We start from the raw sequence: 26,862 nt of genomic DNA, 5'->3' as shown, positions 1-26,862 counted from the left end.
CCAGGCGCCATTGCCATCAGATCGGAGTTTTGAAGACCATGAGTGTGGAGACTCAAAAAGAAACGCTGGGCTTCCAGACCGAGGTAAAGCAGCTGCTGCACCTCATGATCCATTCGCTGTACTCGAACAAGGAAATCTTCCTGCGGGAGCTGATCTCCAACGCCTCTGACGCCGCCGACAAGCTGCGTTTCGAAGCGTTGGCCAAGCCTGAATTGCTCGAGAACGACGCCGACCTGAAAATCCGCCTGAGCTTCGACAAGGAGGCCGGCACCGTAACGCTCGAAGACAACGGCATCGGCATGAGCCGCGACGATGTGATCGCCCACCTGGGCACCATCGCCAAATCCGGTACCGCCGACTTCATGAAGAACCTCACCGGCGACCAGAAAAAGGACTCGCACCTGATCGGTCAGTTCGGTGTCGGTTTCTACTCGGCGTTCATCGTCGCCGACCAGGTCGACGTCTACAGCCGCCGCGCCGGTCAGCCCGCTGCAGAAGGCGTGCACTGGTCGTCCAAGGGCGAGGGCGAATTCGAAGTCGCCACCATCGACAAGCCACAGCGTGGCACCCGAATCGTCCTGCACCTGAAGAAGGACGAGCAGGAATTCGCCGACGGCTGGCGCCTGCGCAATGTGGTCAAGAAGTACTCCGACCACATCGCCCTGCCCATCGAACTGCCCAAGGAGCAGGCCGAAGCTGCGGAGGGTGAAGAGCAGCCTGCGCAGGAATGGGAAACCGTCAACCGCGCCAGCGCCCTGTGGACCCGTTCGCGCAGCGAGGTCAAGGACGAGGAATACCAGGAATTCTACAAGCACATCGGTCACGATTTCGAAAACCCGCTGGCCTGGAGCCACAACAAGGTCGAGGGCAAGCTCGAGTACAACTCGCTGCTCTACGTACCGGCCCGCGCCCCGTTCGACCTGTATCAGCGTGAAGCGCCGCGCGGCCTGAAGCTCTACGTGCAGCGCGTGTTCATCATGGACCAGGCTGAGTCGTTCCTGCCGCTGTACCTGCGCTTCATCAAGGGTGTGGTCGATTCCAACGACCTGTCGCTGAACGTATCGCGGGAAATTCTGCAGAAGGACCCGATCATCGACTCGATGAAGACGGCGCTGACCAAGCGCGTGCTGGACATGCTCGAGAAGCTGGCCAAGAACGAACCTGAGCAATACAAAGGCTTCTGGAAGAACTTTGGCCAGGTGCTCAAGGAAGGCCCGGCCGAGGACTTCGCCAACAAGGAAAAGATCGCCGGTCTGCTGCGCTTCGCCTCCACCCACGACGACAGCGGCGAGCAGAGCGTTGCCTTGGCCGACTACCTGGCGCGTGCCAAGGAAGGCCAGGACAAGATCTACTACCTCACCGGTGAGTCCTACGCGCAGGTGAAGAACAGCCCGCACCTGGAAGTCTTCCGCAAGAAAGGCATCGAAGTGCTGCTGCTGACCGATCGCATCGATGAGTGGCTGATGAGCTACCTCAATGAATTCGACGGCAAAGCGTTCGTCGACGTGGCCCGTGGTGACCTGGATCTGGGCAAGCTGGACTCCGAAGAGGACAAGAAAGCCCAGGAAGAAGTCGCCAAGGACAAGGAAGGCCTGGTCGAGCGCCTCAAAGGCGCGCTCGGTGACAGCGTGGCCGAGGTGCGGGTCTCGCATCGCCTGACCGACTCGCCGGCCATTCTGGCCATCGGTGAGCAGGATCTGGGTCTGCAGATGCGTCAGATTCTCGAGGCCAGCGGGCAGAAAGTGCCGGAATCCAAGCCGATCTTCGAGTTCAATCCAACTCACCCGCTGATCGAGAAACTCGATCATGAGCAAAGCGAAGATCGCTTCGCCGAACTGTCGCACATTCTCTTCGATCAGGCAGCCTTGGCCGCCGGTGACAGCTTGAAGGACCCTGCGGCGTATGTGCGTCGCCTGAACAAGCTGCTCGTCGAGCTGTCTGCATGAGTTGACGCACAGCAAAGCCCGCTTCGGCGGGCTTTTTTCATTGTGAGCAGTTAAGGAGCGCCTGATGAGCAAGGTAATCGTCGAATCGCTGGTCTATCACCTCTCCGGCAAGACCTATGAAAGCCGCCTGGTGTATGAACCCGGTGCCCTGGGCCGCCCCGGTCTGGTGATGGCGCCGAACTGGATGGGCATCGCCGAAGGCGCCGAGCGCATTGCCAAGGAAGTCGCCGCCCAGGGTTACGTGGTGCTGCTCGCCGACCTGTACGGCCAGTCGGTACGCCCCTCCACTGCCGAGGAAGCGGGCGCGGCGATGATGCCGCTGAAGAATGACCGTGCCGAGCTGCGCAAGCGCATGCAGGTAGCGCTCGAGCAGTTGCTTGGCCAGTCCAAGGCGCTGCTGGCGCCTGGCAAGATCGCCGCGTTCGGCTTCTGCTTCGGCGGCTGCTGTGCGCTGGAGCTGGCCCGCAGCGGCGCCGAGCTGCGCGCTGCTGTGTCGTTCCACGGCACCCTCGATACGCCCAATCCTGAGGATGCCAAGCACATCAAAGGCTCGGTGTTGGTGCTGCATGGGGCGAGCGATCCCCTCGTGCCGAAAGAGCAGCTGCCGGCCTTCGAGGACGAAATGAATGCAGCCAAGGTTGATTGGCAGCTCCTGAGCTACGGCGGCGCGGTGCACTCGTTCACCGACCCGAATGCCAATGTCCCCGGCAAGATGCAGTACGACCGACGCACCAGTGAGCGTGCGTTTCGCTCGATGCACAACCTGCTCAGCGAAGTGTTCGCCCGCTGATGGCACCCAGGGGCTGCCTGGCAGCCCCTGCGCGGCTTGCTCGGCGACTAGCGCCACAGCGCCTGAGTAGCTGGCAGGGCTGAACCGTTGCGCTTGCCGCTCGGTCTATTCTGTTCATGCCCAGATAAGGAAGTTATCGATGATCGCCAGAGTACTGGCCTGCCTGGTGGTGTCTGGCTGCTTGTGTCAGGCAGTCCAAGCCCGTGACTACCGCTATAGCGATGCTCACCTTCATTACGTGGATTTTTTCCAGGAAACCGAGGGCATGCCGGCGCTGATCGAGGCCATGGACCGTGCGGGCGTCGAGCATTCGATGATCTCCGGGATCCCGGTGGCCAAGAAATGGCACGAGGACGAGCCCAAGCGCCCGCGCTACTACGCAGGCGATGACGCCGATGCCTATTGGTACAGCGCCACCGACACCTACGTCGCCGCGGCGCTGCAGAAACTGTCGGCCGAGCAACGCAAGCGCTTCCATCCGTTCCTGACCGGCTTCAACCCGGTCGACAAGAACGCCGTCAGCCACATCGAGCGCATGCTCGAGCTCAATCCAGGGTTGTGGCAGGGCATCGGCGAAGTGTTCACCCGCCATGACGACCTGACTGCGCTGACCGTTGGCGACACACCGCGGGCCAATAACGAAGCCATGACCCGTATCTACCACCTGGCCGCCGAACGCGACATGCCCGTACTGGTGCATTCGAACATCACCTCCAAGCGTGAACGCAACCCGCTGTACCTGGCCGAAATCGAAGAGCCGTTGCGCAATCACCCGCACACCCGCTTCATCTGGGCGCACGCTGGCAGCAGTGCCGAGATCCATCGCCATCAGACGCAAATGGATTTCCTGCTGCCAGTGCTGACGCGCTTGTTGGCCGACTACCCCAATCTGTACGTCGACCTTTCATGGAGCGTGCTGCAACCCTACCTGCTCGACGAGCAGGGCGTTCCGCGCAAGCAATGGCTGGCACTGGTCGAGCAGCATCCGGATAAATTCATGCTGGGCTCGGACGTGGTCGGCCGCTTTGGCAGCCTGGGGGAGCAGATGCACGGCTTCAAGCCGTTCCTCGATGCCTTGCCAACGGAAGTCGCCTACAAAGTCGCCCGGGATAATTTCCTCGCCGTGCTGCCCAAGGCCCGCTAAGCGGGCGCCGGCGATGCCGGAAACGAAAACGCCCCGAACCAGTCGGGGCGTTTTCGTTGCAGCGGCGGGGTATTACTTGCCAGTCCAGCGCTTGAGCACCAGAGTGGCGTTGGTGCCGCCGAAGCCGAAGCTGTTGCTCATGACCGTATCGATCTTGGCGTTTTCTTCGGTCTTGCGCAGGATCGGCAAGTCGGCGACTTGCGGATCCAGCTCGTCGATGTTGGCCGAGCCGGCAATGAAGTTGTTCTCCATCATCAGCAGGCAGTAGATTGCCTCGTGCACGCCCGCAGCGCCCAGCGAGTGACCCGACAGGCTCTTGGTCGAGCTGATCTTCGGCGCATTGGCACCGAACACTTCGCGCACACCCTTGATTTCGGCAACGTCACCGACCGGGGTCGAGGTGCCGTGGGTGTTCAGGTAGTCGATCGGGGTATCGACCGTGGACAGCGCCTGCTGCATGCAGCGGATGGCGCCTTCGCCGCTTGGCGCGACCATGTCGTAGCCATCGGAGGTAGCGCCGTAGCCGACGATTTCAGCGTAGATCTTGGCGCCACGGGCCAGGGCGTGCTCCAGCTCCTCGACCACCACCATGCCGCCGCCGCCCGCGATGACGAAGCCGTCACGGTCGGCATCGTAGGCACGCGACGCCAGCTCTGGGGTCTCGTTGCGCTTGGTCGACAGGGCGCCCATGGCATCGAACAGGAACGACTGGCTCCAATGCTCTTCTTCACCACCACCGGCGAAGACGATGTCCTGCTTGCCCCACTGGATCTGCTCCAGAGCGGTGCCGATGCAGTGTGCAGAAGTGGCGCAGGCCGAGGAGATCGAGTAGTTGATGCCCTTGATCTTGAACGGGGTAGCCAGGCAGGCCGACACGGTGCTGCCCATGGTGCGGGTGACGCGATAAGGGCCGACACGCTTGACGCCTTTTTCGCGCAGGGTATCGAGCGCTTCCATCTGATTCAGGGTCGAGGCGCCGCCGGAGCCGGCCACCAGGCCGGTGCGCGGGCTGGACACCTGCTCTTCGCTCAGGCCCGCGTCCTTGATCGCATCCTGCATCGCCAGGTAGGCGTAGGCAGCGGCGTGACCGACGAAGCGGTAGACCTTGCGGTCGATCAGTTCTTCGAGGTTGAGGTCGATCGAGCCGGACACCTGGCTACGCAGCCCCTGTTCCTTGTACTCCGGGTTGTAACGGATACCCGGACGGCTGTTGCGCAGGTTTTCGGTGACGGTAGCTTTGTCATTGCCCAGGCACGACACGATGCCCAGACCAGTGATAACGACGCGGCGCATGCGAATAACCCTTAGAAATTGTCAGTGGAGGTGAACACGCCGACCCGCAGGCCTTCGGCGGTGTAGATCTCGCGGCCATCGACGCTGACCGAGCCATCGGCGATGGCCATGTTCAGCTTGCCCTTCAGGACGCGCTTGATATGGATGTTGTAGGTGACTTTCTTGGCGGTCGGCAGGACCTGGCCGAAGAACTTCACTTCGCCCGAGCCCAGTGCGCGACCGCGACCTGGCAGGCCTTGCCAGCCCAGGAAGAAGCCAACCAGCTGCCACATGGCATCGAGGCCCAGGCAGCCCGGCATCACCGGATCGCCTTCGAAATGGCAGGCGAAGAACCACAGGTCCGGGGTGATATCCAGCTCAGCGACCAATTCACCTTTGCCGTACTTGCCGCCTTCTTCGCTGATATGGGTGATGCGATCGACCATCAGCATGTTCGGCGCGGGCAGTTGCGCATTACCCTGGCCGAACAGCTCACCGCGACTGCAGCGCAGCAGGTCTTCCCGAGTAAAGGCGTGTTGTTTGGTCATGCGAGCTCCTCAATAACCCCCTGTGGCAGGGGATGAATCTTCCCGACCGGCCTGACGTACGCTCAGGGCGGCAGCCTACAGGTAGACTATTGCGTTGTGGTGAAAGTCACAGTGCACCCGACGAAAGAAGTACAGGTGTGCACTGAAACGTCTATTTTCAGGTCCGAATCAGGTCCTGTCCAGTCCTTAAGACTGCCGCACTTTAGCATTTATCGCCAGTCGCAGCTGTGCGGCCGGGCAACCAGCGCTGCAATACCCGTTGCAGCTCGTTGCGGCGAAACGGTTTGCTCAGGTAATCGTTCATGCCGGCAGCCATGCAGCGCTCGCGATCGCCCTGCAGGGCGTTAGCGGTCAAGGCGATGATCGGCAGGTCGGCGTGATCGGGCAACAGGCGGATGCGCCGGGTCGCTTCGTAGCCATCGACCTGCGGCAAGCGGCAATCCATCAACACGGCGGCGAACGACTGGCTGCTGACCTGCTCGACGGCCTGCAGGCCGTCATGGGCCACGCTGACTTCCAGGCCCAGACTGCGCAACATGGCTTCGATGACGCTCTGGTTGACCGGGTTGTCTTCGACCAACAGGATGCGCGTGCCGTGATTGAGCGCTGCGCTGGCCGGTGACGTGCCAGGTTGTCTGCTCGCTGCGCTGGCGGCCAGGGCCAGCGGAATTTCCAGCGTGAAGGTCGAGCCCAGGCCTGCGCGGCTCTCACCGCGCAGCTTGCCGCCCATGCGTTCGGCGAGGGTGCGTGCGATGGACAGGCCCAGGCCGGTGCCGCCATAGCGCCGCGAGATCGAGCTGTCGGCCTGCTGGAAGGCGACGAACATGGTTTCCAGGCGCTCGCTGTCGATGCCGATGCCGGTGTCACGTACGCTGCATGTCACCCACAGCAGCTGGCGATCGAGCACTTGCCAGCGCGCCTGCACCTGCACCTGGCCACGCTCGGTGAATTTCAGCGCATTGCCGATCAGGTTGAGGAGAATTTGCCGGATACGCGTCGGGTCGCCCACCACCTGCGGCTGCGCGCCGTCCGTCGGCAGCTGCAGATGCAGCTCCAGCCCGCGCTGTTGGGCATTGTGCTGGAACGACTGCACGCAACTGCTGACCAGTTCGCACAGGTTGAAGTCGATGTGTTCGAGCTCAAGGGTGGTGCGCTCGATCCGCGAGAAGTCGAGGATGTCATTGATGACCTTGAGCAAGTGCCCGGTCGATTCGCTGGCCACGGCCGCGTAATCGGCCTGCTCGGCAGTCAGCGGCGTGGTTTCCAGCAACTGCAGCATGCCCAATACCCCGTTCATCGGCGTGCGCAGCTCGTGGCTCATCATGGCCAGGAAATCCGACTTGGCGCCGTTGGCCTGCTCGGCTTCCTCGCGGGCCTGGATCAATTGGGCGATGGCTTTCTTCTGTTCTGCGCTGGCCTGTTCCAGGGCGCTGGCGAGGTTGTTGATGTGGCGTGCCAGATGACCCAGCTCGCTGTCGTCGACCACCGGCAACGGCACGTTGTACTGGCCTTGCTGAATGGCTTTGACCGCATGGCCCATGTCGCTGATCGGCTTGGCCAGGCTCATGGCCAGGCGGCGGGCCAACAGGAAGGTGAACAGCAAGGCGAACAGCGCGAGAATGCCGGCCTTGATCACGATTTCCTGCTGCCGCTGGCTGAACGCGTCATCGGACATGCCGACGATGACCCTGCCCAAGTAGTCGTCGCCAATGGCTGGCAGTGCCTTGCCTTGTTGCAGAAAGTCGCTGTCCAGGCGAATCTGCTGCAGGCGAATCGGCGCCTGGAACACTTCTACCTGCTGCGCGCGGTTGCTGCTTTCACCCTGTTGTTCGACGTACACCAGGATGTGGTTGCGGCTGTCCTGCACTTCCAGAAAACGCACGTGCGGTATGCTCAACGTGGCGCGCATCAGGCCTTCGAGCACTTCGTTGTTGCCGGAGATGACGCCGTATTCAGAGGCCGGAGCCAGCTGATTGGCGATCAACTGCCCAGTGTGATTGAGCTCTTGACGCAAGTCCTGAATGCGCACGAAGGTGAAGAAACTGATCAACAGCAATGTCAATAGCAATGCCGGGCCAAGGCTGATGATCTGCGTGCGGGTGTGGATGTCCCAGCTCAGGCGTTTGCTCATGGGGTGGGCTCTCCTTCGGCCAAAGCCTTGGCGGTGGCAGTCGGATCGATCGGCTCAAGGCCCAGGGCGCGCGCAACCTGCTGGTTGCCGTTGACGCCGTAATGCTGGGGATAGAGGCTGCGCGGCCAGCGCGCTGGCGGCTGGTCGAGCAACTGGTCGAGTACGGCCAGCCAATCCTCTTGATCGCTGTAGGTGCTGGCCAGTGCCCCGGCCCGCACGAACCCTGCATTCGGCCCGATCATCGCCATTTGCCGCCCATAGCTGCTGAGCAGCAGGTTCTTCGCCGTCTTGGAGTTGTACAGCTCGGGGTCGTCAAGGCCCAGCAATACGTCACTGTGCCCCAGCAGATGCTGCAGCGGGCGGCTGTCGCGGGGGTCCGGCCAGGCCTGCGCGACAATTTCCAGACCCAGGGAATGGGCCGCCTCGCGCAGCTCGTCGAGCAGAAAATGGCTGTGCTCACCGTACAGCACGCCAACACGCTGGGCCTGCGGGAGCAGGTAACGGGCCAGGCGCAATTGGCGCTGCACGGGCGGATCGCTCCACAGCAGGGTGAGGAAGGCCGGGCGGGACTTTCCCAGGCGGCGTTCAGCCTGCACCCGGCTGATGCGCATGGCCAGGGCAGGGGGACCACTGGCGTCGGCCAGGCGCCAGTCCATGGCGGCGCTGTCGAGCAGGACCAGCCGCAGGTCATTCTTCAGCTGACTGGGGCGCGGCGCCTGGGCGACGCGTTGGAAGCGTACCTGATCGTGCCCACGACGGGCTTGCAGGGCTTCGACGAAGCTGCGGATGCCGGGTTGGTCTTCACCGCCGAGCAGCAGGATTTCACTGGCCGAGAGCGAACCCAGCGGCCACAGGCACAGCAGCAGCAGGCGCAGCATGCGCACCATCAGAACTCCAGCTCCGCGCTGACACTCAAGCGCTGGCGGCTGTCGTAGCGGTTCTGCTCCACGGTAGTGGGCTGATCGTCCAGGCGCTGTTGCCACAGTGCCGCCAGTTCCAGGGTGCTGCCGTGCAGGCGAAAACGCTTGGCCACGCGCAGATCGACGCGCTCGTAGCGGTACTGATTGAGCGCATCGTCACCGTAGTAGAACAGCGCGCTCGACCACCCTGCACCCCAGTCGCGCATCCACCCGGCCGAGCCGCTGTTGCGCGCACTGAGCCGGCGATCGGCCGGGTTGCTGGCCCAGGCGTCGACGTAGGCGTAGGTCATGCGCAAGCGGTCGCGCGGGCTCAGGCGCCAATCCAGTTGCGCTTCACTGCCGCTGAAGCGGGCCCGGTTGGCGTTGCTGGCGATGTACTGGTTGTTCTTCAACGGTTCGCTGATCATGCCGGTGATCTCGTCGTAGAACAGCTTGAGGTCGACACTCAGGTCCAGGTCGCTGAAGTAGCCGTTGTACCCCAGCTCGCGCGAACGCATGCGCTCCTGTTCGAGGTCGCCCGGTCCTCGGGTCTTGACGAAGTATTCGGCATTGCGTTGGCCGAACGCGGCAGGGGCCAGGTTCTTGACCGTGTAGCTCCAGTTGACGTTGTTCTCGAACATGTCGGGCGAGCGTACGGCTTCGGAATACACCGCGCGCAGGCCGTGCCGTGGCGTGATCAGGTAGTTGACCGCCAGGCGCGGCGTCAGGGAACTGCCGGACAGGCGCGAGTCTTCGAGCATGGCGCCGCCCTGGATGATCCAGTGCTCGTCGGCGCGCCATTCGAGCTGGCCGAACAGACGCCAGGTCTGGTCGTCGAGGCTGCCATTGAAGTAGGTCTGCGAATCGGCCCGATCGTAGCGATAGTTCATGCCGCTGAGCAGGCGCAGGCTGTCGGTCAGGCTGAGGGTGTCCTGGATTTCCAGATCGTAGCGGGTTTCGCGCGTGCTCTGATCGACATCGCCGCATACCACGTTCTTGCCGCCCTGGTTGTTCCACTGGTCCCTGATTGCATCGACCAGCGCCTGCTCTTCAGGGTTAGTGCTGCTGGGCGGGTCGTTGGCGCCGCGCGCGACTTTTTCCGCGAAGTCAGGATTGAGCTGCCACAGGCGGGTCAGTTCAGGGCTGAACGACAGTGCCGCGTCGCAGGCGCGCCACACCTGCTGGCGATCGAAGTGCTGCGCCGAGCCTTGCACGTACAGGCTGTGCTCGGGGTTGAAGTCGATGTTCCAGCGCACCGACCCGGCGTAGTCCTTGGCGGTGACGTCGGCGTCGTCGCCGCGTTGGGTGACGTAGGGAAACACCGGCTGGTAGGTGTAGGGCCGCTGGTTGCTGCCTTCCTTGGCCGCCAGCTGCCATTCCAAAGTCTGGTCGGGGGCGAGCACATGGGTGGCGCTGAGATTGAAGCGGTTCAGGCGTCGGCTGTCCCGATAGTGTTGGCCGAACTGGTCTTCGTCGAAGCCGTCGTCCTGCTGCCCCGAAAGCGACAGGCGCAGGTCGCCGCCGTCCCAGCCGAAGCCGTGGCTGAGGTAATAATCGTTGATGCCGTCCTGGCCGCGCGTCAGTTTCACCCGGGTGCCATGACTGTCAGCCGGGTTGCGGGTGAGGATGTTGACCACCGCCATCAGCGCGTTGGCGCCATAGCTGACCGTGTTGGGGCCGCGAAACACCTCGATGCGCTCGATATCCTCGATGGCCAGCGGAATATCGCTCCAGTCCACCGTGGCCAGGCCTGCGCGGTACACCGAGCGGCCATCGATGAGCACCTGCATGCGCCGTGCATCGCTGACATTGCTGCCGTGGTAGTTGACCGTCGGCTGATTGCCGGCGCCGTAGCCGATCATCATGCCCGGCACCAGGCGCAGCAGTTCGGGAATGTCGCGTGCGCCGCTGGCGCGGATCAGCTGGGTGTCGAGCACGGTCATGCTGCCTGGCACCGCAGCCGGCGATTGCTTCAAGCGCGTGGCGGTCAGAACCTGTGGCAAGTCACTGTTGTCGATGAACAGATCATCGGCCAGGGCCGGGCCGCCAAGCAGGGCAGTCAGCAAGAGCAGGCGCGGGTAAGGGGGCGGGCCAGGGAACACAGGACAGCCTTGTTTCACGATTGAAACGGCGATGTTAACCGACCGTGACGGTTTTGCCAGCAATGCCAGTGGATTGCCTGGCACTGGTTCTGTCGCGGACGAGCCGTATAATGCCCCGGTCGCCACTTAACTTATGGCTTTAACGGATTGGATATGACTGAACAGCAACCTGTTGCGGTTCTGGGGGGCGGCAGCTTCGGCACCGCCGTGGCGAACCTGCTGGCCGAGAACGGCGTGCCCGTGCGCCAGTGGATGCGCGACCCGGCGCAGGCCGAGGCGATGCGCGTCAACCGCGAGAACCCGCGCTATCTCAAGGGCGTTCGCCTGCAGCCAGGGGTGGAGCCGGTCAACGACCTGCTGTCGACCTTGCAAGGCAGCGACCTGATCTTCGTCGCCTTGCCGTCCAGTGCCTTGCGCAGCGTGCTGGCCCCGCATGCCGAACTGCTTGGCGGCAAGCTCCTGGTAAGCCTGACCAAGGGCATCGAGGCGCAGAGCTTCAAGCTGATGAGTCAGATTCTCGAAGAAATTGCCCCGCAGGCGCGTATCGGCGTGTTGTCCGGCCCCAACCTGGCGCGGGAGATCGCCGAGCACGCGCTGACCGCGACCGTGGTGGCCAGCGAGGACGACGAGCTCTGCCAGCGCGTGCAGGCGGTCCTGCACGGTCGCACGTTCCGCGTCTACGCCAGCAGCGATCGCTTCGGCGTCGAGCTGGGCGGGGCACTGAAGAACGTCTACGCCATCATCGCCGGCATGGCCGTGGCCCTGGACATGGGCGAGAACACCAAGAGCATGCTGATCACCCGTGCCTTGGCCGAGATGACGCGCTTTGCCGTAAGCCTTGGCGCCAACCCCATGACCTTCCTTGGCCTGGCCGGCGTCGGCGACTTGATCGTCACCTGCTCCTCGCCCAAGAGCCGCAATTATCAGGTCGGCCATGCGCTCGGCCAGGGCCTGAGCCTGGAGCAGGCCGTCAGCCGCTTGGGCGAGGTCGCCGAAGGCGTCAACACGCTCAAGGTGCTCAAGGCCAAGGCTCAGGAAGCCCAGGTCTACATGCCACTGGTGGCTGGTCTGCATGCCATCTTGTTCGAAGGCCGTACGCTCAATCAGGTGATCGAGCACCTGATGCGCGCCGAGCCCAAGACCGACGTCGATTTCATTTCCATCAGCGGTTTCAATTGAGCCAAGGAGCAGCACGTGAACGATACCCCTGAACGCGCCGAGCGCGAGTCGATCATCCTGCGAGTGCTGTGGATGCTGGTGTTCCTGGTGGTCTGGCAACTGGCCGAGCTGCTCCTGGGTGCGCTGGTCCTGGTGCAGTTGATCTACCGCCTGATCTACGGTGCGCCGAGCGCCAGCCTGATGAACTTCGGTGACAGCCTGAGCCAGTACCTGGCACAGATCGGCCGCTTCGGGATCTTTCACACCGACCAGAAACCTTGGCCGTTCGCCGACTGGCCGGCCCCGCGCGCGGCCCAAGGCGAGGCGCCGCACAGCGTACCCCCGGCGCCGCACCCGGTGCGTGACGAGGAACCGAAGCTGTGAGGCTGTGGGTACTGCGCCACGGCGAGGCGGAGCCGCGCGCCAACACCGATGCCGAACGACGCCTGACCGCGCATGGCCGCGAACAGGTCCTGCACAGCGCAGCGCACCTGCTGGGCCAGCCCTTGCAGGCGATCATTGCCAGCCCCTATGTGCGCGCGCAGCAGACCGCGGCACTGGTGCATGACACCCTGGGCTTTGCCCAGCCGGTGCAGACGGTGCCTTGGTTGACGCCGGAAAGCGACGCGCAGACGGTGATCGCTGAGATCGAGCGGCTGGGCCTGGAGCATGTGCTGCTGGTCAGCCATCAGCCGCTGGTGGGCAATCTGGTCGGTCTACTCGAGCACGGCCATGCTCGCCAGCCGGCGCCGTTGAGTACAGCCAGCCTTGCCGAGCTTGAAGGCGATTGGCCTCTCGCGGGGCTGATGACGCTACGCAACCTGCTTCACACACCGTGAGGGCGTGGGCAACTGACAAATTTGCCAGTTGCCCACATTTTGGATCCATTGGTAGCGTTGCACCCAGGAATCGATTTTCGGGCCAGCCAGGGAGCACGCTATGCCAGTACCACGTTTGGAGTTGGTAGCCTCGCTGGATCTGGGCCCCACCGTGGACAAGGTGAAAAATGACATCGCCTTGGATTTCGTGCACTACAGCCTGCTGCGCGATGCCGCAGACGCCAAGCTGTATCAATTGATGGGGCACCTGCACAAGACAGGCAGCCCGCATGCCCATGATCAGCACGCCCAGGAACAGCTGCGCAAACTGCAGGATGCCTGCTTGCGCGTCTCGCATCTGATTCAGACCAGCTGCCTGGCGCTGCGCCGGGTGCAGTTGTCCGCCAAGGACCAGGACCTGGCGCGCCAGACGCTGGAGGCCCAGGTGGCGCTACTGCAGGCGTGCCTGCGCCGCTCTCGCGGCAGCTTCGATCAGTCGGCATGACCTGAACGCCCTTGGCGATGACCTATACGGACGTTGCCCGAGCGAGGCGCGATGCCGACAATAAGCCATCATCCCCCTCCGGACATGGCGCCATGTCGCAGCAGATATTCTTCGCCCACGCCAACGGTTTTCCGTCTGCCACCTATGGCAAGCTGTTCGCCGCCCTGGCGCCGGATTATCAAGTCACGCACCTGACTCAGCATGGTCATGACCCGCGCTTTCCGGTAGATGACAACTGGCACAACCTGGTGGATGAGCTGCTGCACCACTTGGTGCAACAGCGCGCGCCGGTCTGGGGCGTGGGCCACTCGCTGGGCGGCCTGCTGCACCTGCATGCGGCCTTGCGCCGCCCGGAGCTGTACCGCGGGGTGGTGATGCTCGATTCACCGGTGCTGACCCGCGCCGACCAGTGGCTGCTGCGCACCGCCAAGCGCTTGGGCTTCATCGACCGTATCACCCCGGCTGGCCGTACCCTGGGTCGGCGCGAAACATTCAGCGACCGTGACAGCGCGCGGGCCTACTTCGCCGGTAAGTCGTTGTTTCGCCATTTTGACCCGGACTGCCTGGAAGCCTACCTCGAGCACGGCCTGCAAGCGGCCGAGCACGGCTTGCGGCTGCGTTTCGATCCGGCCACGGAAATCAGTATCTACCGCAGCATCCCGCATGCCAGCCCGGCACCTGCGCGGCAGTTGCAGGTGCCGCTGGCCATGGTGGGCGGTGATCGCAGCAAGGTCGTTAGGCGCCACCACGCCTTGGCAGTGCGCGGCATGCCGCGCGGCGAGTACCACAGCGTTGCGGGTGGGCACATGTTCCCACTGGAACGGCCAGCCGATACAGCCAGCCTGCTCAAAGGCCTGTTCGACCGCTGGAGCCAGGCATGAGCGCCCAGGTCGAGGAGGTGCGCCTGAGCCTTGGGCATATCGAGCTGGCCGCACACCTGTTTGGCCCCGAGCAGGGCTTGCCGGTGATCGCCTTGCACGGTTGGCTGGACAACGCCAATAGCTTCGCTCGCCTGGCGCCGCGCTTGAAAGGCCTGCGTATCGTTGCCCTCGACCTGGCTGGCCACGGCTATTCCGAGCACCGCCCGCCAGGGGCTGGCTACGCCTTGGCCGACTACGCCCACGATGTGCTGCGCGTGGCCGAGCAACTGGGTTGGCAGCGCTTTGCCCTGATGGGCCATTCGCTGGGTGCGATCATCTGCGTGCAACTGGCCGCAGCGTTGCCCGAGCGGGTCAGCCACCTGGCGCTGATCGACGGCGTCATTCCTCCGACGGCGGCCGAGCAGGATGCCGGCGAGCGCCTGGGTGTGGCGTTGCAGGCGCAGTTGCGCCTGGATGGCAAGCGCAAGTCGGTCTATCCGACCCTGGAGCAAGGCGTGCAAGCGCGCATGAAGGGCATGGTGGCCGTCAGCCGTGAGGCGGCCGAGCTGTTGGCCCAGCGCGGGCTGATGCCGGTGCCCGGCGGTTTCAGCTGGCGCAGCGACAGTCGCCTGACCTTGCCCTCGCCGCTGCGCCTGAGCCAGGGCCAGGCGATGGCCTACGTGCAACGGGTCAGTTGTCCGGTAAGCCTGGTGGTGGCGGCCGACGGCATGCTGGTGCAGCACACCGACCTGCTGGAGCAGCTACCCTTTGAGCAGACGGTGCTGCCGGGTGGGCATCACCTGCACGTTAACGACGAGCAAGGCGCGACCCTTGTCGCAGACTGTTTCAATCGCTTCTTTGGCTTTGCTTGACTTGCACCGGACAAGTGTCGAGGCTGGGCGGGTTGAACAGGGAGACAACCATGCAACTGCCAGACATCCTGGAGCTTCAACCCGGCGCGTTGCGCCGCATGGGCCGCCCATGAGCGCACCTACCGCCATGCGTGGCACATTCGCTGCCTGCCTGATCCTTGCCAGCCCGCTGCTGTGGGCCGGCAGTTTGCCGGTGCCGGTCGACGCCAAGGTCGTCGACCAGCGCCCGGCCGTGGAGCAGGAGCGCATCTATCCCATGGGACCGTTGCGCAAGATCAGCGGTCGGCTGCGCGTTGACGACAAGGTCGAGAGCCGTGGCCAGGTCAGCTCGGTGACCTACGAATTGCCGGTGGAGCGCAGCGCCCGCGAAGCCTTCACCCGTGCACGCGAGACCCTGCAAAGCGAAGGCGGCTATCCGCTGTTCTGGTGTCAGGGCCGTGATTGCGGCGAAGCCAGCCTGTGGGCCAACGACGTGTTCGCCAATGCCCGGCTCAATGGCGGTGACGAGCGCCAGGCGTTCATCCTGCTGCGCCGCTCGGCCGAAGAGGCAGACACCCTGGTCGCGCTGTACAGCGTGACCCGTGGCAACCGCCGCGCGTACCTGCATGTCGAAGAGTTCGTCGCAGCGCAGCCGCTGGGCGAAATCTTGCCGACTGCCGCCACGGTGCTGCGTGAAATGCGCGATACCGGCAAGCTCGACTACCCGGACCTGGGCGAGCCGCAAGCCAGCTGGGTAACCTTACTGTCCCGCAGCCTGAACCTGGACAGCACCTTGCGCGCCAGCCTGAGCGGCGCCGAGGCCGAGGCCTGGCGCGAGCAGCTGGTCAAGGCCGGGGTCCGCGCCGGCCGTCTCGAGATCGGCAACGCCGCGACCGATGGCCTGCACCTGGAGCTGATCCGCTGAATGAGCGCCGCCATCAACAATGATCGCCTGCTGATCCAGATTCTCTTGCTGGCCTTGCTCGGCGCCGGCCTATGGGTGATGGCGCCGTTCATCTCCGCGCTGCTGTGGGGCGCCATCCTGGCTTTCGCCAGCTGGCCGCTGATGCGCTTGCTGACGCGCGCCCTGGGCGGGCGCGAAACCTTGGCTGCCAGCCTGTTGACCACGGCCTGGATCCTCATCGTGGCGCTGCCGCTGGTGTGGTTGGGTTTCAACCTGGCCGATCATATCCGTGATGCAACGGCGTTCGTGCGCGACGTGCAGGTCGATGGCCTGCCCGATGCCCCGGCGTGGCTCGGGGCGATACCGTTCGTGGGCGAGCGCCTGGTCAGCGGTTGGCAGTCGCTTGACCAACAGGGCGCGGCCTTGCTGGCCTCGCTCAAGCCTTACCTAGGGCAGGTCGGCAACTGGCTGCTGGCGCGCAGTGCACAGATTGGCAGCGGCATACTCGAGCTCACCCTGAGCCTGGTCTTCGTGTTCTTTTTCTATCGCGACGGCCCACGCTTGTCGGCCTTCGTGCTGCGGTTGCTGAACCGCCTGGTGGGCGCCCGCGCCGACTACTACCTCGAACTGGTGGCCGGCACCGTGCAGCGGGTGGTCAACGGCGTGATCGGCACGGCCGCCGCCCAGGGCCTGCTGGCACTGATCGGTTTTCTGATCGCCGGTGTGCCTGGGGCCATCGTGCTGGGCCTGGTGACCTTCATGCTCAGCCTGATCCCCATGGGACCGCCGTTGGCATGGATCCCTGCCACTGGCTGGCTGGTGTGGAAGGGGGAGTATGGCATGGCGGTGTTCCTGGGTATCTGGGGCACCTTCGTCATCAGCGGCGTGGACAACGTGCTCAAGCCCTACCTGATCAGCCGTGGCGGCAATCTGCCGTTGGTGATCGTGCTGCTGGGTGTGTTCGGCGGTTTGATCGCCTTTGGCTTCATCGGCCTGTTCATCGGGCCGACGTTGCTGGCGGTGGGTTACAGCCTGTTGCTGGACTGGAGCCGCAATACCGCCCAGGTACAGCCTTGAAGCGAACGCGTAAAAAGTAGACTTTACGCTTTCTTTATTCCTCCCTCGCGGTTTCGCTCTCGTTCCTTTACGCCCCTCGCACCGACAATTCCCCCACAGCGGCTGACGCCGCATCCTGGGGGATTTGCATTCATGTACATGCTCGATGGTCTGTCACTGCTTTTGGCAGTGGCGTTGGCGGTATACCTGCTGGTGGCGCTGCTGCGCGCCGATCGCAGCTAGGGAGCGGCCATGCACAGTTACGACTACGCATTGCTGCTGGCCTTCCTGGTGATCGTGCTGCTGCCAGCGCCTTGGCTTGGACGTTTTTACTATCAGGTGATGGAGGGTAATCGCACCTGGCTGACACCGCTGCTGGGCCCGATCGAGCGCGGCTGCTACCGCCTTGCCGGGGTCAATACCGAGCAACAGAACTGGCAGCAGTACGCACTGGCGCTGCTGGCGTTCAACCTGGCCGGTTTCGTGTTGCTATTCAGTGTCCTGCTCCTGCAGGGCCATCTGCCGCTCAATCCGCAGCATCTGCCCGGTCTGGACTGGTCACTGGCATTCAACAGCGCCGTCAGCTTCGTCACCAACACCAACTGGCAGGCCTACAGCGGGGAGGCATCGATCAGCTACCTGAGCCAGATGCTGGGTTTGACGGTGCAGAACTTCGTCAGCGCTGCCACGGGCCTGGCAGTGCTGGTCGCGCTGTGTCGCGGTATCGCCCGGCGCTCTACCAGCAGCCTGGGCAACTTCTGGGTCGACATGACCCGCGCCACCCTCTATGGGCTGCTGCCGTTGTGCCTGCTGTTGGCTTTGCTGCTGGTGTGGCAGGGCGTGCCGCAGACCTTCGCCGATTACGCCCATGCCCTGACCTTGCAGGGCAACGAGCAGACCCTGCCGTTGGGTCCAGTCGCCAGCCAGATCGCGATCAAGCAACTGGGCACCAATGGCGGCGGCTTTTTCGGCGTCAACTCGGCGCACCCGTTCGAGAACCCTACCGCCTGGAGCAACTTGTTCGAAGTCGCCGCCATCATCCTCATCCCGGTGGCGCTGGTATTCACCTTCGGTCATTACGTCAAGGACCTGCGCCAGAGCCGAGCGATCCTGGCCTGCATGTTCAGCCTGTTCCTGCTTGGTGCTGGCACGGCGCTGTGGTCGGAGCAGCAGCCAAACCCGGCGCTGCGCAGTGCCCAGGTCGAGCAGAGCGCCCCGCTCGAGGGCAAGGAGAGCCGTTTCGGCACCACAGGCTCGGTGCTCTGGACGGTGACCACTACGGCGGCCTCCAACGGCTCGGTCAACGCCATGCATGACAGTCTCAACCCGCTTACCGGCATGGTGGCGATGATCAACATGATGGTCGGTGAAGTGATTTTCGGCGGCGTGGGCGCAGGTCTCTACGGCATGCTCCTGTTCGTGCTCATCGCGGTATTCCTCGCCGGGTTGATGATTGGCCGCACACCTGAATACCTGGGCAAGAAACTGCAGGCCCGCGAGGTCCAGCTGCTGGTGGCGACCCTACTGGTGATGCCGGTCGGCGTGCTGGCGTTCAGCGCCACCGCGGCCAGCCTGCCAGGCTCGGCCGCTGCGGTAAGCAACCCGGGTGCCCATGGCTTCAGCCAGCTGCTGTACGCCTACACCTCCGGCACCGCCAACAACGGCTCGGCGCTGGCCGGTTTTTCGGCCAACACGGTGTATCACAACCTGATGATTGGCCTGGCGATGCTGATCGGCCGGTTTGGCTACATCCTGCCGATTCTCGCCCTGGCCGGCAGCCTGGCGGCCAAGAACAGTGCACCTCAAGGGCTGAACAGCTTTCCCACGCACGGTCCGTTGTTCACCGGCCTGCTCCTGGTGAGCATCCTGCTGATCGGCGGCTTGACCTTCTTGCCGGCCTTGGCCCTGGGGCCGATTGCCGAGCACCTGAGCCTGGGTTTCTGAGGAACCATTGATGAACATGCCCATTCCCGAAGTAACAGCCCGGTCCCACGCAGGCGACCGCACACGCCTTCGCGCATTGTGGCGCCCGGCCTTGATCCAGGCGTTGATCAAGCTCGATCCGCGTCAGCTCAAGCGCTCGCCGGTGATGCTGGTAGTGGCCCTGACCGCGTTGCTGACCACGCTGCTGTGCCTGGTCCCCGATCCGCGCGTCAGCCGCTTGGTGGCGCTGCAGATCGCCCTGTGGCTGTGGTTCACCGTGCTCTTCGCCAACTTTGCCGAAGCCCTGGCCGAAGGCCGCGGCAAGGCCCGGGCCGACAGCCTGAAGGCCGGGAGTCGAGGGCTGAGTGCCCAGCGCCGGCAGCGCGACGGCAGTTTCGAGACCGTGGCCGCCAGCGCGCTGCGTCGCGACGATGTGGTGCGGGTGGTGGCTGGCGAAATGATCCCTGCCGATGGTGAAGTCATCGAGGGCATCGCGGCGGTCAACGAGGCGGCCATCACCGGGGAGTCCGCCCCGGTGATCCGCGAGTCCGGTGGCGACCGCTCGGCGGTTACCGGCAACACCCAGGTGGTGTCGGACGCGCTGTTGATTCGCGTCACCAGCAATCCCGGCGAATCGACCCTGGATCGCATGATTGCGCTGGTCGAAGGCGCCAAACGGCAGAAGACGCCGAATGAAATTGCCTTGGACATGCTGCTGATTGGCCTGACGCTGATTTTTCTGATCGTCGTGGTCACCCTGCAGCCGTTCGCCCATTTCTCCGGCGGCAGCCTGCCGTTGATCTTCCTCGCCGCTTTGCTGGTGACGCTGATCCCCACCACCATTGGTGGATTGCTCTCGGCCATCGGCATCGCCGGCATGGACCGGCTGGTGCGGTTGAACGTAATCGCCCGCTCCGGGCGCGCGGTAGAAGCCGCCGGTGATGTGCACACCTTGCTGCTCGACAAGACCGGCACCATCACGTTCGGCAACCGTCGCTGCGCGGCGCTGCACGCAGCGCCGGGCATCACCGCAAAGGCCCTGGGGGAGGGGGCCTTGCTCGCCTCCTTGGCCGATGAAACGGCAGAAGGCAAGTCGATCGTCGAGTTCTTGCGGCAATTGCATGATTTCATCGAGCCGTCGTCGGGCCAGTACGAGGCCGTCGCGTTCAGCGCGCAGACGCGGCTGTCGGGGATCGATTTCCAGCAGCATCGCTATCGCAAAGGTGCTGTGGACGCGGTCCTGGCCTTCGTTGGCCTGCAGCGCCTGGACATGCCGCCTGCCCTGGCCCGTGAGGTGGAACGCATTGCACAAAGTGGTGGCACACCGCTGCTGGTGTGCCTGGACAAACGGCTGCTCGGCGTGATCCACCTCAAGGATGTGGTCAAACCGGGCATTCGCGAGCGCTTCGCCGCGTTGCGCAAGCTGGGCATTCGCACCGTCATGGTCACCGGCGACAACCCGCTGACCGCTGCCGCCATCGCCGCCGAGGCCGGCGTTGACGATGTTCTGGCGGAAGCGACCCCACAGAAAAAACTCGAGCGTATCCGCCAGGAGCAGCACGACGGGCGCCTGGTGGCGATGTGTGGCGATGGCGCCAACGATGCTCCGGCCCTGGCCCAGGCAGATGTCGGCATGGCCATGAACGACGGCACACAGGCGGCACGGGAGGCGGCCAACATGGTCGACCTGGACAGCGATCCGACCAAATTGCTGGACGTAGTGCAGGTCGGCAAGGAACTGCTGGTGACCCGCGGCGCGTTGACCACCTTTTCCATCGCCAACGATGTTGCCAAGTACTTCGCCATCCTGCCGGCGTTGTTCGCGGCTATCTACCCGCAGCTGGGTGTGCTCAACCTGATGCAGCTGGCCAGCCCGCAAAGCGCGATTCTATCGGCCATCGTGTTCAACGCACTGATCATCATCGCGTTGATTCCCCTGGCGCTGCGCGGTGTGCGCGTCCAGGCGGCGAGCGCCGCGCAGCTGCTGCGGCGCAACCTGCTGATCTATGGCGTGGGCGGCATCGTCGTGCCGTTCGCCGGGATCAAGTTGATCGACCTGTTGCTCAATGCCTTGCACCTGGTCTGAGGAGGCCATCATGACTCGCTATCTACGCCCGGCCGTGAGCCTGATCCTGCTGATGACCGCCATTACCGGCGGGCTTTATCCCCTGGCGGTGACCGGCATCGCCCAGCTGGCATTCCCCGAACAGGCCAATGGCAGCCTGGTGCGCGATAACCAGGGGCAGGTTCGCGGCTCGGCCTTGATCGCCCAGGGTTTCGAGGGGCCTGAGTGGTTCCACCCGCGGCCATCGGCCGGAGCCTTCGCCACGGTGGCCAGCGCTGCCAGCAACCTGGCCCCCAGCAACCCGACGCTGGCCCAACGGGTCATGGACGACGCGGCGAGGTTGTTCGAGCCCCAGCTCGGGCCGGTGCCCCAGGCGCTGCTGACCACCTCGGGCAGCGGCCTGGACCCGCATTTGCCGCCTGCCGCAGCGGCCTACCAGATCCCGCGGGTGGCAGCGGCGCGGAAACTATCGCCACAGCGCTTGCAGGCCCTGCTGGAAGAGGCCACCCTGCATCCGCTGATCGGGCCACCGGTGGTCAACGTGCTGGCCTTGAACCAAGCATTGCAACGGCTTTGAGGAGATGTTCGATGAGTGATCGCGGCAGGCGTACAGCGGCGCAAGGGATCGACCATGAGTGATGCCACGCGCGCCGATGCGCTGCTGGCCGGGTTGCCGCGCAGCGGCCGGGGCCGGCTCAAGGTGTTTTTCGGCGCAGCGCCAGGGGTTGGCAAGACCTACGCCATGCTCCAGGCCGCGCACGCCCATCAGCGCCAGGGCCTGCGCGTGCTGGCCGGAGTGGTCGAGACCCATGGCCGGGCCGAGACCGAGGCGCTGCTCGCAGGTTTGGCTCAGCAACCGCTGCTGCGCAGCGAGTACCGTGGCGTCACCCTGGAAGAGATGGACCTTGACGGCTTGCTCGAGGCCGCACCGCGCTTGGTGCTGGTCGATGAGCTGGCGCACAGCAATGCCCCCGGCAGCCGTCACGCCAAGCGCTGGCAGGACGTGCAGGAGCTGCTGGCCGCAGGCATCGACGTCTATACCACGGTCAACGTCCAGCACCTGGAAAGCCTCAACGATAAAGTGCGCGATATCACTGCCGTACAGGTGCGCGAAACCGTGCCCGACTGGGTGCTGCAGGAGGCGTTCGAGCTGTTGCTGATCGACCTGCCGCCGCGCGAGCTGCTCGAGCGCCTGCGCGCGGGTAAGGTGTACGTGCCGGAGCAGGCGCGCGCGGCAATCGATGCATTCTTTACCCAGACCAACTTGAGCGCCCTGCGCGAACTGGCCTTGCACACCGCTGCCGCCCAGGTCGACGCGGACCTCGCACAGGGCTACCGTCAGCGCGGCGAAGCGCCGCCAGCCCTGCGCGGGCGCCTGCTGGTCGGGGTGGAGGGGGATGCCCAAGCCGAGCGTCTGGTGCGCCATGCCAGTCGGGTAGCCCAGCGCCGTCATCTGCCGTGGAGCCTGGTGCACGTGGATAACGGCCAGCTGCGCGACGAGGCGGCCCGCCAGTATTTGCAAGCGGCCCAGCAACTGGCTGAACGGCTGGGTGCAGAGGTGGTGGTGCTGCGTGCGGGCGAGGTGGCACGCACCTTGATTCAGCACGCCCAGCAGCGTCGGGCCAGCCTGATATTGGTCGGCCAATCGCGCGACCGCGTGCGCCGGCGTCTGTTCGGCGCCGGCGTCGCCACGCGCCTGCTGCGCGAACGCCACGGCCTGGAGATCAATGTGCTGGACCGCGACAGCCGCGCCCGAACTGCGCCGCGGGCGGTGGGGCAGGCCTGGGCGTGGCGTCACTACCTGTGGGCAGTGCTGGCCACGCTAAGCGCCGCGGCGGCAGCCTGGGGCGTATCGCAGGTGCTGGAGCTGCCGAACATCTCCCTGGTGTTTCTCGCCGCCGTGCTACTGGTGGCAGTGCGCAGCAGCCTGGGACCTGCGCTGTTCTGCGCGACCTTGTCGTTCCTGGCCTACGACTACCTGTTCATCGCACCGAATTTCTCGCTGAGCATCCAGCGCGAGGAGGACGTGCTGACGCTGGTGTTCTTCATGCTCATGGCCGCGCTCACCGGCAACCTGGCGGCGCGCCAACGCCGACAGGTGCAGGCCCTGCGCGAGACCCAGGCGCAGACCAGTCAGCTGCTCGACTTGTCTCGACGCCTGACGGTCGCCACCGACCGTCAGGCCGTATTCAGTGCCGCCGGGCAGCACTTGGGCGGTTGGCAGCAGGTCCAGGTGTGCCTGCTGGAGCGTGATGGTAACGACCAGTTGCAGTTGGCCAGCGGTGAGGGCGGCACGTTCACCGACACCGAGCGCGCCGCTGCCGACTGGGCCTGGCAGCATGGCCAGGCTGCGGGCCACGGCACTGACACGCTACCCGATGGCCGCTGGTGGTGGTGGCCGCTGACGGTGGAGGAACGGCCCTTGGCCCTGCTTGGGGTGCGTTCGCGCGCCGGCGAGCCGCTGAGTGGCCAGCGTCGCCGTCTCCTCATGGCCCTTGGCCAACCGTTGGCGCAGGCCCTGGCCCGCGTGCACCTGGCCGAGCAGTTGGAAGCGGCGCGTCTGCATGGCGAAACCGAGCAGCTGCGCAGTGCCTTGCTCGCTTCAGTTTCCCATGACTTGCGCACCCCTTTGACTGCCATGCGCGGCAGCATCGACAGCCTGCTGGCGCTGGGCGAGGCGATCCCCGTCGATGACCGCCGCGAGCTGCTCGAAGGCACCCGCGACGAGGCCGAGCGCCTGGACCGCTATATCCAGAATCTGCTGGACATGACCCGGCTCGGCCACGGTGCCCTCAAGCTTGCCCGGGACTGGGTGGCGCCGGCCGATATCATCGCCAGCGCGCTGCAGCGTCTGCGCGTGCTGCTGGCACCGCTGCAGGTGCAGACCGAAGTGCCGCCGCAGTTGCCTTTGCTTTACGTCCATGCGGCATTGATCGAGCAGGCGTTGGTCAACGTGCTGGAAAATGCCGCGCGCTTTTCGCCAGCCCAAGGGCGTCTGCTGCTGCAGGTCACACTGCAGGAAGAGCACCTGCTGATTGCCGTCAGCGACCAGGGGCCGGGCATACCGGCAGAGGAGCGCGAGCTGATCTTCGACATGTTCTACACCGCCGCCCGGGGTGATCGCGGCGGGCAAGGCACGGGCTTGGGCCTGGCAATCTGCCAGGGCATGGTCGGCGCTCATGGGGGGCAGGTGCGGGTCGGCGAAGGCCTCGATGGCCAAGGCACGTGCATCACCCTATGCTTGCCACTGCCCCAGCAGCCGACTGCCGAAAGTGAACGCCCATGAGCCAGCCCGCGACCTTGTTGGTCATCGACGACGAAGCGCAGATCCGCAAGTTTCTGCGTATCAGCCTGAGCGCCCAAGGCTACCGGGTGATCGAAGCCGCCAACGGCACCGAAGGTCTGGCCCAGGCTGCGCTGGCCAGGCCGGACCTGGTGGTGCTCGACCTTGGTTTGCCCGACATGGACGGCCAGCAGGTGCTGCGTGAGTTGCGCGAGTGGAGCGCGGTACCGGTCATGGTGCTGTCGGTGCGTGCCAGCGAGGTGCAGAAGGTCGACGCGCTGGATGGTGGGGCCAACGACTACGTGACCAAGCCGTTCGGCATTCAGGAATTCCTCGCTCGGGTGCGGGCGCTGCTGCGCCAGGTGCCGCAGTCGGGCGGCAGCGAAGTGACCGCGAGCTTTGGACCGCTGGTTGTGAATTTCGCCTTTCGCAAAGTAACGCTCGATGGCGTGGATATCGCACTAACGCGCAAGGAGTACGCACTGCTGGCGCAATTGGCCGGGCACCCAGGGCGGGTGGTCACCCAGCAGCAGTTGCTCAAGGACATCTGGGGGCCGACCCACGTTGACGATACCCATTACCTGCGGATAGTGGTGGGGCATTTACGGCAGAAGCTTGGCGATGACCCGACGGCGCCGCGGTTCATCATTACCGAGGCCGGGGTGGGCTACCGCCTAGTGGCGGTATTGGCGTAAGCACCAGTCAGGAGGTTCTGCGAATTTGACCTAGTGTTTGCGGAATAGTAAAAGGCTCACCGCGCAGATTTAGCAAGTGCCAGCTTGTCGCGACCTCAAGAAGCCTTGCCGTTTCAATTTCGCTAATCAACCGTGCAAATGTTTTACGTGACGTTGGAATTTGGATTGCTTCGTGGAGTTGAAGGTTGCTGATGACTTGGTCTGTTCTCGCGGCTCTAAGGGTCAGTCGCAGGTCGTAGAAGTCTTTCCACTCAGATGCTTTGGCACTATGGCGCAATGGTTTTATACCCTGGAACGCACTGGCAAAGACATCGTCCAACGGTACGGAGGTCGGGGGAGTCCAAGTCCGTTTAAGTTTGATTTTAACGGATCCGATGAGTGCATTTTCGGTTTGGTGTAGCGTGGCCCCGTTTGCGCTCGCAGTCGGGTCGAGACTCTCGGAATCTTCATCTCCCATGGGTTTATAATATGCTCCATCCAGCGTCCGGTCGGGTCGCTAGCATTCACAGGGTCGCCTTGGACATAGACATAACAGTTGAGCCAGCCCGATCCGAACGGGCTGTGTGCGTCAGGTGAGTAGAAGCGCATGGTGGCGGTGGCGTATAGCCGGTGTCCGTTACCTAGCAAATAGCCGACTTGCGATGATCTATGCTCCCCTTTGTACGCTAAGGATAAATCACGGCCTTCAGTTTTTGTCAGGTGGCCGTAGACAGCGAAAGTATGCGAGTGAGTAGTGCCGCCCTGGGTACTTCCAATAACGGTGCGGTCGCCGGTGGTCGATAGCAATGAGGTCGTGCTCTCGGCGGTCCGGCTTGCGAGAATCACCTTGTCGGCCTGAAAAATGACAGTGGCTACGCTGCCAGTAACCGTTGCTTGCAGGTGGTCATTAATATAAAAGCATCTACTGCGTTTCACGGTCTGATCGCTTCCTCAGAATAATGTGAAAATAATCAGCCGCGAATGGCCATGGCACAACTGGCAAAACTATCAGGGGGCACGCTCATGGCCTGAGTGGTTGCTCAGCCAGACACTGGCGCATGATTGCCAAGTAGCGCTGCGCACCAAGGCCAAGTGGCCGTGCTTTGAGCCAGATGATGTCCACCCACAGTCGCAAACGGCTGGCCATGTTGTCGAAGCGTACTTCGGCCAGCGCGCCGGAGGCGATCAACGGCTCGACCAGAGGTTGCGGCAGGTAGGCCCAGCCCAAGCCTGATTGCACCAGGTCGAGAGTCGCCAGGTAGCTGTCGGTCAGCCAGATGCGTCGCGACAGCACCATGCGTGGGTCGGAGCCTGTGGCCTTGCCGGAGGCCACGATGATCTGCCGCTGTTCGGCAAACGCCTCTTCGGCCAGCGGCGTTTCGCTGTGTTGCCCAGCGGGGTGGCGCGGTGAGGCGACCGCCACCAGCAACTGGCTGCCAGCCTCCAGGAACGATTCCCGCTCGTCGATCCCGGGCCGCTCGAAGACCAGCGCCAACTGCACGCTGCCTTCGTGCAGCAAGCGCACTGCTTCGGTCTGCGTGGCCGAACGCACTTCGATTTCAAGGCTGGGGAATTCCTGGGCGAGTACCTGCAGCGGCTTGCTCCAGCGACCGGTTTGCAGCTCGGGCGCCATGGCGATGGTCAGACGTTTTTCCAGGCCCTGGTGCAATTGCAGGGCCTGCGCATCGAGCAGGTTGAGCTGGCAGATCACCTGGCGCGCCTGCGGCTCCAGGGCCAGGGCTGCGCTGGTGGGCAAGGCCTTGCGCGTGGACCGGTCGAACAGGGTCAGGTCCAGCTCTGCTTCCAGTTGGCCGATGGCCATGCTCACCGCCGAAGGCACACGGCCCAGCTTGCGCGCAGCGGCTGAGAACGAGCCGGCCTCGAGTACCGCAAGAAAAAGGGTCAGAGAGTCGCTGCTGAACGCCATAGCCGC

24 protein-coding genes and 1 pseudogene are annotated in these 26,862 nt (G+C 64.0%); 17 read left to right on the top strand and 8 right to left on the bottom strand.

Annotation, left to right across the window (positions count from 1 at the left end; genetic code table 11):
• The first annotated feature begins 38 nt into the window (after positions 1-38).
• From htpG to FS665_RS13335, 3 genes are all read left to right on the top strand, one after another.
• Positions 39-1,946 (top strand): molecular chaperone HtpG, encoded by a 1,908-nt coding sequence (gene htpG / locus FS665_RS13345; RefSeq protein WP_145188938.1) that lies wholly within the window; start codon positions 39-41, stop codon positions 1,944-1,946.
• Positions 1,947-2,010: 64 nt separating this feature from the next.
• Positions 2,011-2,736, top strand: coding sequence for a dienelactone hydrolase family protein (locus tag FS665_RS13340; protein ID WP_145188935.1), 726 nt, complete (start codon positions 2,011-2,013; stop codon positions 2,734-2,736).
• Between the two features lie 139 nt (positions 2,737-2,875).
• Complete coding sequence (locus FS665_RS13335) at positions 2,876-3,880, top strand: amidohydrolase family protein (protein ID WP_145188932.1); 1,005 nt, start codon at positions 2,876-2,878, stop codon at positions 3,878-3,880.
• A gap of 72 nt (positions 3,881-3,952) precedes the next feature.
• On the opposite strand, the gene fabB is transcribed toward FS665_RS13335, so the two are convergent.
• From fabB to FS665_RS13310, 5 genes are all read right to left on the bottom strand, one after another.
• Entirely contained in the window at positions 3,953-5,173 is a 1,221-nt protein-coding gene (fabB, locus tag FS665_RS13330) for a beta-ketoacyl-ACP synthase I (protein WP_145188930.1), read from the bottom strand.
• Positions 5,174-5,184: 11 nt separating this feature from the next.
• A complete protein-coding gene (gene fabA / locus FS665_RS13325; protein ID WP_145188927.1) occupies positions 5,185-5,700 on the bottom strand; it encodes a 3-hydroxyacyl-[acyl-carrier-protein] dehydratase FabA in 516 nt (171 codons plus the stop codon).
• 202 nt (positions 5,701-5,902) lie between these two features.
• Entirely contained in the window at positions 5,903-7,831 is a 1,929-nt protein-coding gene (locus FS665_RS13320; RefSeq protein WP_145188924.1) for an ATP-binding protein, read from the bottom strand.
• The gene (locus FS665_RS13315) at positions 7,828-8,718 is read right to left on the bottom strand and encodes an ABC transporter substrate-binding protein (RefSeq protein ID WP_145188921.1); all 891 of its coding nucleotides are present in this window, start codon (positions 8,716-8,718) and stop codon (positions 7,828-7,830) included. Before FS665_RS13315 ends, FS665_RS13320 begins: the two co-directional genes overlap by 4 nt.
• On the bottom strand, positions 8,718-10,832 hold the full coding sequence (locus tag FS665_RS13310) for a TonB-dependent siderophore receptor (RefSeq protein ID WP_145188919.1): 2,115 nt from the start codon (positions 10,830-10,832) through the stop codon (positions 8,718-8,720). The genes FS665_RS13315 and FS665_RS13310 overlap by 1 nt, the downstream gene beginning before the upstream one ends.
• Positions 10,833-10,985: 153 nt before the next feature.
• Between FS665_RS13310 and FS665_RS13305 the strand changes: the two genes are divergently transcribed.
• The 14 genes from FS665_RS13305 to FS665_RS13240 all read left to right on the top strand — a co-directional run bounded on the left by FS665_RS13305 (position 10,986) and on the right by FS665_RS13240 (position 24,950).
• Positions 10,986-12,011 (top strand): NAD(P)H-dependent glycerol-3-phosphate dehydrogenase, encoded by a 1,026-nt coding sequence (locus FS665_RS13305; protein ID WP_145188916.1) that lies wholly within the window; start codon positions 10,986-10,988, stop codon positions 12,009-12,011.
• 15 nt (positions 12,012-12,026) lie between these two features.
• On the top strand, positions 12,027-12,374 hold the full coding sequence (locus tag FS665_RS13300; protein ID WP_145188913.1) for a DUF4389 domain-containing protein: 348 nt from the start codon (positions 12,027-12,029) through the stop codon (positions 12,372-12,374).
• Positions 12,371-12,829, top strand: a complete 459-nt coding sequence (gene sixA / locus FS665_RS13295; protein WP_145188909.1) for a phosphohistidine phosphatase SixA — start codon at positions 12,371-12,373, stop codon at positions 12,827-12,829. Before FS665_RS13300 ends, sixA begins: the two co-directional genes overlap by 4 nt.
• Positions 12,830-12,929: 100 nt before the next feature.
• Complete coding sequence (locus FS665_RS13290; protein WP_145188903.1) at positions 12,930-13,313, top strand: hypothetical protein; 384 nt, start codon at positions 12,930-12,932, stop codon at positions 13,311-13,313.
• Positions 13,314-13,405: 92 nt separating this feature from the next.
• The gene (locus tag FS665_RS13285; protein WP_145188900.1) at positions 13,406-14,194 is read left to right on the top strand and encodes an alpha/beta fold hydrolase; all 789 of its coding nucleotides are present in this window, start codon (positions 13,406-13,408) and stop codon (positions 14,192-14,194) included.
• Positions 14,191-15,045, top strand: a complete 855-nt coding sequence (locus tag FS665_RS13280; RefSeq protein ID WP_145188897.1) for an alpha/beta hydrolase — start codon at positions 14,191-14,193, stop codon at positions 15,043-15,045. Before FS665_RS13285 ends, FS665_RS13280 begins: the two co-directional genes overlap by 4 nt.
• 109 nt (positions 15,046-15,154) lie before the next feature.
• Positions 15,155-15,949, top strand: a complete 795-nt coding sequence (locus FS665_RS13275) for a DUF4892 domain-containing protein (protein ID WP_145188894.1) — start codon at positions 15,155-15,157, stop codon at positions 15,947-15,949.
• The gene (locus FS665_RS13270; protein WP_145188891.1) at positions 15,950-17,005 is read left to right on the top strand and encodes an AI-2E family transporter; all 1,056 of its coding nucleotides are present in this window, start codon (positions 15,950-15,952) and stop codon (positions 17,003-17,005) included.
• A 132-nt stretch (positions 17,006-17,137) separates the two neighbouring features.
• Positions 17,138-17,227 (top strand): K(+)-transporting ATPase subunit F, encoded by a 90-nt coding sequence (kdpF, locus tag FS665_RS13265; protein ID WP_033696222.1) that lies wholly within the window; start codon positions 17,138-17,140, stop codon positions 17,225-17,227.
• 9 nt (positions 17,228-17,236) lie between these two features.
• On the top strand, positions 17,237-18,928 hold the full coding sequence (gene kdpA, locus FS665_RS13260; RefSeq protein WP_145188889.1) for a potassium-transporting ATPase subunit KdpA: 1,692 nt from the start codon (positions 17,237-17,239) through the stop codon (positions 18,926-18,928).
• 10 nt (positions 18,929-18,938) lie between these two features.
• A complete protein-coding gene (kdpB, locus tag FS665_RS13255) occupies positions 18,939-20,993 on the top strand; it encodes a potassium-transporting ATPase subunit KdpB (RefSeq protein ID WP_145188886.1) in 2,055 nt (684 codons plus the stop codon).
• 10 nt (positions 20,994-21,003) lie between these two features.
• The gene (gene kdpC, locus FS665_RS13250; RefSeq protein ID WP_145188883.1) at positions 21,004-21,549 is read left to right on the top strand and encodes a potassium-transporting ATPase subunit KdpC; all 546 of its coding nucleotides are present in this window, start codon (positions 21,004-21,006) and stop codon (positions 21,547-21,549) included.
• Positions 21,550-21,603: 54 nt separating this feature from the next.
• A complete protein-coding gene (locus FS665_RS13245; RefSeq protein ID WP_145188880.1) occupies positions 21,604-24,258 on the top strand; it encodes a sensor histidine kinase KdpD in 2,655 nt (884 codons plus the stop codon).
• Positions 24,255-24,950: a response regulator gene (locus FS665_RS13240; protein ID WP_145188877.1), complete on the top strand. Its 696-nt coding sequence runs from the start codon at positions 24,255-24,257 to the stop codon at positions 24,948-24,950. The genes FS665_RS13245 and FS665_RS13240 overlap by 4 nt, the downstream gene beginning before the upstream one ends.
• A gap of 7 nt (positions 24,951-24,957) precedes the next feature.
• Here FS665_RS13240 and FS665_RS23690 read toward each other — a convergent pair whose 3' ends face one another.
• From FS665_RS23690 to FS665_RS13230, 3 genes and pseudogenes are all read right to left on the bottom strand, one after another.
• Entirely contained in the window at positions 24,958-25,407 is a 450-nt protein-coding gene (locus FS665_RS23690; protein WP_256675098.1) for a hypothetical protein, read from the bottom strand.
• Positions 25,408-25,445: 38 nt separating this feature from the next.
• Positions 25,446-25,775: pseudogene (locus FS665_RS23685) on the bottom strand (RHS repeat-associated core domain-containing protein); the annotation flags it as partial.
• Positions 25,776-25,950: 175 nt separating this feature from the next.
• Positions 25,951-26,856, bottom strand: a complete 906-nt coding sequence (locus tag FS665_RS13230; RefSeq protein WP_145188871.1) for a LysR family transcriptional regulator — start codon at positions 26,854-26,856, stop codon at positions 25,951-25,953.
• Between the last annotated feature and the right edge of the window lie 6 nt (positions 26,857-26,862).

The organism is Pseudomonas sp. URMO17WK12:I11, from assembly GCF_007677725.1.
Classification (GTDB): domain Bacteria; phylum Pseudomonadota; class Gammaproteobacteria; order Pseudomonadales; family Pseudomonadaceae; genus Aquipseudomonas.
Note: the sequence above shows the minus strand (reverse complement) of the source record. Positions and strands in the feature narration are given on the sequence as shown.